Below are 7,778 nucleotides of genomic sequence, written 5' to 3' on the forward strand. Positions count from 1 at the left end.
TGGGCTAGGCGTTCCCTTAGCCCGAGTGATGCTCTGGTTGTTACCAGCGCGCCGTTACCATCTTCTTGCGAGTGTAGAATTCAACACCATCCGTGCCATTAGCGTGCAGATCACCATAGAAGGACTTTTTCCAACCGGAAAACGGGAAAAATGCCATTGGCGCAGGTACGCCCAGGTTAATACCCAACATGCCCGCATCAATCGTTTCACGGAATTGACGCATACTTGCCCCGCTGCGGGTGAACAGACACGCCCCGTTGGCAAAATCAGAACGGTTCGCCAGCTCAACGGCTTCCTCCAGCGTAGACACTCTTGCCACCGAGAGTACCGGAGCAAAGATCTCATCCTGCCAGATTTTCATATTGCTATCAACTTGGTCGAATACCGTTGGCCCTACAAAATAACCGGATTCACCTGTCGCCTGATCCTTACGTCCATCCCTGATCAATGCCGCGCCTTCCTGCTCTCCGGCTTCAATGTAACTGAGTGTACGCTCTTTATGCGGTCCACGGATGACAGGACCGAGGAACACACCCTCATCCATGCCGTTACCAATGGTAATGCGGTCTGCCGCTTCCACCAGCTTTTGTACCAGTTCGTCAGCTACATCACCCACAGCCACAACAACCGCACATGCCATGCAACGCTCCCCTGCTGAACCAAAAGCTGCACTGGTAATCTCTTTCACGGTTAGATCCAGATCGGCGTCCGGCATAACGATGGAGTGGTTTTTGGCACCAGCCAGTGCCTGTACCCGTTTGCCATGCTTGGATGCAGTAGTGTAGACGTATTCGGCCACAGGTTGTGATCCGACAAAGGAGATCGCTTGAACATCCTTATGTTCCAGCAACCCGTTCACGACATCATGTGCACCGTGAACAATGTTGAGCACGCCGTCCGGAAGCCCCGCTTCCTTGAACAGCTCTGCCAGGCGGCCTGCCAGCAGCGGTGTGCGCTCGGACGGCTTCAGGACAAAGGTGTTACCGCACGCAATAGCCAGCGGGAACATCCAGCACGGCACCATCATCGGGAAGTTGAATGGGGTTATCCCCCCAATAACTCCGATTGGGTAACGGTACATGCCTGACTCCAGTCCTGTCGCGATGTCAGGCAGTTGTTTGCCCATCATCAGATTCGGGGCACCAGCCGCGAACTCGACGCACTCAATGCCACGCAATACCTCGCCATACGCTTCGGCATAACTTTTACCGTTCTCCAGCGTTACCAGGCGGGCGAGCTCCTCCCAATGTTCAACCAGTAGCTGCTGGTAGCGGAACAAAATACGTGCACGGCGCGGAACCGGTGTGCTGCTCCAGGATTTAAACGCTTCTCGTGCTGTCTGAACCGCCAGATCCACGTCCGCTTGTTCGGACAGTGGCACATGTGCAATAACTTCTTCCGTGGCCGGATTCACAACCGGCTCCGTACGAGTTGACGCTGGGGTTACCCAGGCACCTCCGATCCAGTTTTGTACCATTGTCGCTGTTGCAGACGCTTCAGAAATTCCTTTTCCCATAGCCCTGTCTCCCTTCGCTTATGTGTGATCCCTTATGTTGAACTTATATCATTGATGTTGATCTGTATGAGTGTGTTATTCAAAGTATTGCAACGAGTTTCAAGACACGGTGATCTCGCCCCGATTGCAACGTTCGATGTAGTCATTCACCTGTTCCACCGTTGGCATCGCATCCGAACAGCTGTGGCTTGAAATGACGATACTTGCTGCGCCACTGCCATATGCCATGCTGCGCTCAATCGTCCAGCCCTGCATCAATCCATACAGGAACCCGGCCGCGTAAGAGTCGCCTGCGCCGAACGTTTTGACCACTTTTGCCGGATAGCTGTTCGCACGATGGGAAAGACCTTCACGCGTATAAGCAATGGACCCTTCCTTGCCGTGTTTGATTACAACGATGTTCGCTGAGAAATCAAACCATTTCTGTGCAGTCACCTGATCACTATGATCCGGATTGTGGTCAAATGTCTCCATCATGTCGAACTCTTCGCGTGTGCCCAGGATGATATCGCATTTCTCGGCTGCGAGGTTATAATGGACCGCTGTCTCTTCGTCCGATGTCCATGTGTATGGGCGATAGTCCAGATCAAACACAATAACGGTTCCATGTTTTTTCGCATACGTTAGTGCCTGTAATACGGCTTCACGGGATGGGCTCTGCGCGAGGGCCGTGCCTGAGATTAGCAGCACTTTGGAGTCAGCAATCAACTGCTCTTGTACCTCTTGCGCCTGTAATAACAGATCCGCTACATTGTCCCGGTACATTAAGATACTGCAATCGGTTGGGCTCTTGATTTCTGTAAAAGCAAGCCCTGTCACCGCTCCGGTGTCATCTGTAACCACATTTGATGTGTCGATGCCGTTCTTCTCCAGATAGCTATGGATGAATCGACCCATCTGGTCATTCGCGATCTTACCGATAAAAGCCGTCTCCATACCCAGTCTGGACATGCCTATCGTAATATTGGCCGGCGAGCCACCCACATATTTCGTGAACGTCATCGTCTCTTCCATCGGGCGATTGATCTCATTGGCGTTCAAGTCGATACACAAGCGGCCAATCGCGGTGAAATCCTTCTTCCTGGATACCGGAAAGGATACGTAAGTCATTGCATGTGAGCCCCTTTCTGAGGTGGAATTTTATTGTTGCATATGGATATCTAGACTTGTTACTCAATCCAACCTGAGGATTAGTAAACGTCTAGAGAAGGTCAGTTTTATTTTCCAATCGTAACGTTGCAGTTTTGCTAGCCTTCTTCCTTTTCACTTCATGGGTATGGTCCTCTCCCGATCTCTATGTCTGTATCAGCTGTGTTGGTATAAGGACTCCATATAGTTCAAAGAGCGTTTGGCATACTCATACGGGTTATGAATCGCAGGGTCCTGCTCTCCTTCAAGCATCGCCCAGCCATCGTATCCCCGTGTGATCAGTTCTTGCAGAATTGGTGCAAAATCAATGCATCCATCCCCTGGTACGGTGAATACGCCTCTACGAATACAACCGACAAAGTCAGACTGCTCCGCGCGTGCTTCATCCAGCACATGAGGGCGGATATCTTTCAGATGGATATAGGCAATCCGATCATAATGTTTGCGCAGCAGTTCCAGCGGATTGGCTCCGCCATAGTAGGCATGACCTGTATCATAGAGCAGATATACGAGAGAAGGGTCCGTCAACTCCATCAGTCGATCAATCTCATCCGGTTGCTCGACCACTGTGCCTCCATGATGATGGTACGTAAGCTTCAACCCGTGTTCATGGGCGATAGCTCCTGCTTCGTTCAACCCTTCAGCAAGGATATGCCATTCCGATCCGCTGAGTCTAAGCACTTCTTTTTCATGCGGAGTTCGTCTTGGATCAAAATGAAGTGACCCGCCTACCTCCGCCGTACTGATCACCTTACTGCCCATGGATTGCAGAAACTCCGCATGTCTGCGATAACTGTCCAGCTCGGACTGACGATACGCCGGATCGGAGAACAGTACGGATTTCCACTGGGAGACCAGATTGATATTCCTTTTACTCAATTCCTCACGCAATATAGCAGGATCGGTAGGATATTTACGTCCCATCTCTGTGCCTGTCAGCCCAAGACGCTGAATGTCATCCAGAATCTGTGCACACGTTGTCGCATCACCATGCTCCTTCACATCTTCACCGACCCAATTGATCGGATGAATCCCAAGCTGGAATGGCAGCTTGCTCATTGCTCCACGTCTCCTTTGTCGTTCAACATTGTGGTTCACTATATTAACCCGGATTAAATCGGTCTTGCTTTGGCACGGTTGGCTTGCATGGTGTGATGAGCATGAACTACCTTCTCCTCGGCAGATACTTCTGGCACACCTACATTCCACCATGACTCGTATCCACCTGCGTTGGTTCCAGGCACGACCGGAATCTCAATCAACGTACTCACTGTTTCGTTCTTCGCATCTCGGAGTGCTTGTTCCAGCTGTTCTGCTGTCTCCGCTCTATAGGATTTGGCTCCCATGCTTCGGGCGTGAGCTGCAAAGTCCATTGGCATGTAATCCCCGGTCAGTCGTCCACTCTCGGATTCCCGATAACGGAACTCATTGCCGAACCCGTCACTACCATGTTCCCGCTGCAAATTATGAATACATTGGAATCCATTGTTGTTGAATAATAAAACAGTCATCTTCTTCTGTTCCTGCAAACTGGTCACAAACTCCGAATGCAGCATCAGATAACTGCCATCTCCTACCATGGCGTACACTTCACGATCCGGCTCGGCAAGTGCTGCTCCGAACGCTCCACTTACCTCGTACCCCATACAGGAGAACCCATACTCCATGTGATACGTCTTTGGTTCAGCCGCACGCCACAGACGATGTAGATCACCCGGCAGACTGCCTGCCGCACACACTATGACGGAAGATGGATCAATGGTCCGGTTAACGATGCCAACTGCTGTAGTCTGTGCCAGCCCTGCTTCATGTTGAGCTGCATACAGCCGATCCACTTCTGCATTCCATTCAGCGCGGAGATCAGCAACTTCGGATGGGCCATATGCACTTCGGTATTGTCTTTCCTGCAATTCCTTCTGCAAAGCCTGCAATCCTTCGCGAGCATCTGCCAGAATGGCTTCTCCGCCTAACTTGGCGGCATCCATACTGTTCAGGTTGATGTTGATGAATGACGCTTCTGGATGTTGAAAAGCAGAGCGGGACGCCGTCGTGAAATCCGAGAACCGCGTTCCGACGCCGATCACAACGTCTGCTTCTCTCGCCAGCCTATTGGCTGCCAGAGAGCCGGTAACCCCGATGGCCCCCACATTCAGTGGGTGGTCCCAAGAGACTGCGCTCTTGCCCGCCTGCGTCTCGGCGATCGGAATGCCAAATGCCTCGGCGAACCCCACGAGTTGAACGGACGCCTCAGAGTACAACACACCGCCGCCTGCAACGAGAAGCGGCTTTCTGCCACGGGCAATCTGCTCCGTTGCCCGTTCAATGGCTGCCTGTACCGGGGGGCGACGATCCAGATAATGTACTTTGCGGGCAAAGAACGATTCTGGATAATCGTACGCCTCTGCCTGCACATCCTGCGGCAATGCGAGCGTTACTGCTCCCGTCTCTGCTGGATCGGTTAGCACACGCATCGCCTGTGTAACAGCAATCATCAGCTGTTCGGGACGAACAATGCGATCCCAGTACTTGCTGACGGCTTTGAATGGATCAGTGGCTGAGATTGTATAATCACTGCTCACTTCCAACTGCTGAAGTACCGGGTCTGGTTCCCGTGTAGCAAAGTTATCTCCTGGAAGCAATAAAACCGGAATCCGGTTCACCGTTGCAGTAGCTGCCGCTGTTATCATATTCAAAGCACCAGGTCCAATGGATGTTGTACATGCATAGATCTGTTTACGGTTCTTCTGCTTGGCATAAGCCGCTGCCGTATGCACCATGCCTTGTTCGTTCTTGCCTTGCATATACGTCAGGCTTCCCGGACTGCGCTCCAGCGCTTCTCCAATGCCTGTTACATTGCCATGTCCAAAAATACCGATGATTCCCTTCACAAACTTGGTTTCCACCCCGTCAACCGAGATATATTGCTGATCCAAGTATCGAAGCAGTGCCTGAGCCATCGTCAGTCGAATTGTTTTCATGAATTTGATCGCCGTCCTTTCCTTTACGGGTTAAGCGCTTAATCTACGTTAAGTTTAAGCGCCTTACCCCTAAAGGTTAAGCGCTTAATTGATATGGTATTACAGGTTAATGATTTACGCAAGCTATTTTTGTAAGCGTTTTTATGAAATATTGTAAAAAAAGATATTCTTGTGTTCGAACATGTGTTAGACCTTCTCTATTTGAACACTTCCACAATGACTAAGAACAGACTTAAAAGAGAGGGAATATTATCGTGAGGATGGAATACTTGATGGTACATGCTAATCAGCCATATAATCCGTGATCTTCATATACAATCATGATCAATATGCCTGTGAATGCAAAAAAAAGAAAGAGACGGTGAATACCATCTCTTTCTTTATCAATATATAAGCGGGTGATGGGAATCGAACCCACGCTATTAGCTTGGAAGGCTAAAGTTCTACCATTGAACTACACCCGCATAACAACAATCGGGATGACACGATTTGAACATGCGACCCCCTGGTCCCAAACCAGGTGCTCTACCAAGCTGAGCTACATCCCGTTATCTATACCGGCGAGAGGACTCGAACCTCCACGGTTTCCCACTCGATTTTGAGTCGAGCGCGTCTGCCATTCCGCCACGCCGGCAAAATATGAAGTTATAATGGCGCGCCCTGAGAGATTCGAACTCCCGGCCTTTTGATTCGTAGTCAAACGCTCTATCCAGCTGAGCTAAGGGCGCAAAATATTGGAGCGGAAGACGGGAATCGAACCCGCGACCCTCGCCTTGGCAAGGCGATGCTCTACCGCTGAGCCACTTCCGCAAATAAGGGATGCGCGTGGAGGGACTTGAACCCCCACGTCAAAGACGCTAGATCCTAAGTCTAGTGCGTCTGCCAATTCCGCCACACGCGCATATAATGGTGAGTCATGAAGGGCTCGAACCTTCGACACCCTGATTAAAAGTCAGGTGCTCTACCAACTGAGCTAATGACTCATAGAAAACTGGTGGAGGATGATGGATTCGAACCACCGAACCCGTACGGGAGCAGATTTACAGTCTGATGCGTTTGGCCGCTTCGCTAATCCTCCAGGATTACATGGTGCCGGCGAGAGGACTTGAACCCCCAACCTACTGATTACAAGTCAGTTGCTCTACCAGTTGAGCTACACCGGCGTATTACATGGTGTTATAAATGGTGGCTCGGGACGGAATCGAACCGCCGACACGAGGATTTTCAGTCCTCTGCTCTACCGACTGAGCTACCGAGCCTTACTACATTAAAAAAAATGGCGGAACCGACGGGATTCGAACCCGCGATCTCCTGCGTGACAGGCAGGCATGTTAGGCCAACTACACCACGGTTCCAGATCACTTTCTCAAAGGAAAGTATAATTGCGGGGGCAGGATTTGAACCTGCGGCCTTCGGGTTATGAGCCCGACGAGCTACCGGGCTGCTCCACCCCGCGTCGTTATAAAGTTATATGGTGGAGGCTGAGGGGATCGAACCCCCGACCCTCTGCTTGTAAGGCAGATGCTCTCCCAGCTGAGCTAAGCCTCCATAATATGACCCGTAGGGGATACTCTCACTTCGTTCGAGACTGCGAAGCTGTTGCTAACGAAGTGCATCCTCCGACGAACCTTTGGGATTCTCATCCCTTGTTGAAGCAATAGATATTGCTATGACCCGTAGGGGATTCGAACCCCTGTTACCTCCGTGAAAGGGAGGTGTCTTAACCCCTTGACCAACGGGCCTTACTGGCTCCCCGAACAGGGCTCGAACCTGTGACAACTCGATTAACAGTCGAGTGCTCTACCAACTGAGCTATCAGGGAATGGTGGAGCCAAGCGGGATCGAACCGCTGACCTCCTGCTTGCAAGGCAGGCGCTCTCCCAGCTGAGCTATGGCCCCATACTCTGTGTATTTCTTGTTGTGGTCTTGCTATGGGCCCTGGTGGACTCGAACCACCGGCCTCACCCTTATCAGAGGTGCGCTCTAACCAACTGAGCTAAGGGCCCTTATCAATTTTCGAAAAAAAATACCCCAGTGGGGTTTCGCTTGGCGGCGTCCTACTCTCCCAGGACCCTGCGGTCCAAGTACCATCGGCGCTAGAGGGCTTAACGGTCGTGTTCGGGATGGGTACGTGT

The 7,778-nt window shown here is 51.2% G+C and carries 4 protein-coding genes, 17 tRNA genes and 1 rRNA gene; all 22 read right to left on the reverse strand.

Annotation, left to right across the window (positions count from 1 at the left end; translation table 11 throughout):
- Positions 1 to 40: 40 nt before the first annotated feature.
- Entirely contained in the window at positions 41 to 1,516 is a 1,476-nt protein-coding gene (locus IFU39_RS31885; RefSeq protein ID WP_244661184.1) for a CoA-acylating methylmalonate-semialdehyde dehydrogenase, read from the reverse strand.
- A gap of 99 nt (positions 1,517 to 1,615) precedes the next feature.
- Positions 1,616 to 2,626 (reverse strand): 5-dehydro-2-deoxygluconokinase, encoded by a 1,011-nt coding sequence (iolC, locus tag IFU39_RS31890; protein WP_192136448.1) that lies wholly within the window; start codon positions 2,624 to 2,626, stop codon positions 1,616 to 1,618.
- 195 nt (positions 2,627 to 2,821) lie between these two features.
- Complete coding sequence (gene iolE / locus IFU39_RS31895) at positions 2,822 to 3,724, reverse strand: myo-inosose-2 dehydratase (protein ID WP_192136449.1); 903 nt, start codon at positions 3,722 to 3,724, stop codon at positions 2,822 to 2,824.
- A 53-nt stretch (positions 3,725 to 3,777) separates the two neighbouring features.
- Entirely contained in the window at positions 3,778 to 5,643 is a 1,866-nt protein-coding gene (iolD, locus tag IFU39_RS31900) for a 3D-(3,5/4)-trihydroxycyclohexane-1,2-dione acylhydrolase (decyclizing) (protein WP_192136450.1), read from the reverse strand.
- A gap of 393 nt (positions 5,644 to 6,036) precedes the next feature.
- Positions 6,037 to 6,107, reverse strand: a tRNA-Gly gene (locus IFU39_RS31905).
- A gap of 10 nt (positions 6,108 to 6,117) precedes the next feature.
- Positions 6,118 to 6,191: transfer RNA gene (locus IFU39_RS31910), tRNA-Pro, on the reverse strand.
- Positions 6,192 to 6,198: 7 nt separating this feature from the next.
- Positions 6,199 to 6,277: transfer RNA gene (locus IFU39_RS31915), tRNA-Leu, on the reverse strand.
- Positions 6,278 to 6,294: 17 nt separating this feature from the next.
- Positions 6,295 to 6,371: transfer RNA gene (locus tag IFU39_RS31920), tRNA-Arg, on the reverse strand.
- Between the two features lie 7 nt (positions 6,372 to 6,378).
- Positions 6,379 to 6,453 (reverse strand) — tRNA-Gly (locus IFU39_RS31925).
- 10 nt (positions 6,454 to 6,463) lie between these two features.
- Positions 6,464 to 6,544: transfer RNA gene (locus tag IFU39_RS31930), tRNA-Leu, on the reverse strand.
- Positions 6,545 to 6,550: 6 nt separating this feature from the next.
- Positions 6,551 to 6,626, reverse strand: a tRNA-Lys gene (locus IFU39_RS31935).
- Between the two features lie 9 nt (positions 6,627 to 6,635).
- Positions 6,636 to 6,721: transfer RNA gene (locus IFU39_RS31940), tRNA-Tyr, on the reverse strand.
- A gap of 9 nt (positions 6,722 to 6,730) precedes the next feature.
- Positions 6,731 to 6,806: transfer RNA gene (locus IFU39_RS31945), tRNA-Thr, on the reverse strand.
- 20 nt (positions 6,807 to 6,826) lie between these two features.
- Positions 6,827 to 6,902 (reverse strand) — tRNA-Phe (locus tag IFU39_RS31950).
- An 18-nt stretch (positions 6,903 to 6,920) separates the two neighbouring features.
- Positions 6,921 to 6,998, reverse strand: a tRNA-Asp gene (locus IFU39_RS31955).
- Between the two features lie 27 nt (positions 6,999 to 7,025).
- Positions 7,026 to 7,099, reverse strand: a tRNA-Met gene (locus IFU39_RS31960).
- 16 nt (positions 7,100 to 7,115) lie between these two features.
- Positions 7,116 to 7,191: transfer RNA gene (locus IFU39_RS31965), tRNA-Val, on the reverse strand.
- Positions 7,192 to 7,313: 122 nt separating this feature from the next.
- Positions 7,314 to 7,385, reverse strand: a tRNA-Glu gene (locus IFU39_RS31970).
- Positions 7,386 to 7,389: 4 nt separating this feature from the next.
- Positions 7,390 to 7,465: transfer RNA gene (locus IFU39_RS31975), tRNA-Asn, on the reverse strand.
- Between the two features lies 1 nt (position 7,466).
- Positions 7,467 to 7,542 (reverse strand) — tRNA-Ala (locus tag IFU39_RS31980).
- A 33-nt stretch (positions 7,543 to 7,575) separates the two neighbouring features.
- Positions 7,576 to 7,649: transfer RNA gene (locus IFU39_RS31985), tRNA-Ile, on the reverse strand.
- 38 nt (positions 7,650 to 7,687) lie between these two features.
- A 5S ribosomal RNA gene (gene rrf, locus IFU39_RS31990) occupies positions 7,688 to 7,778 on the reverse strand; the annotation flags it as partial.

The sequence above is a fragment of the Paenibacillus sp. CFBP 13594 genome (assembly GCF_014842675.1).
GTDB classification, from domain to species: domain Bacteria; phylum Bacillota; class Bacilli; order Paenibacillales; family Paenibacillaceae; genus Paenibacillus; species Paenibacillus amylolyticus_B.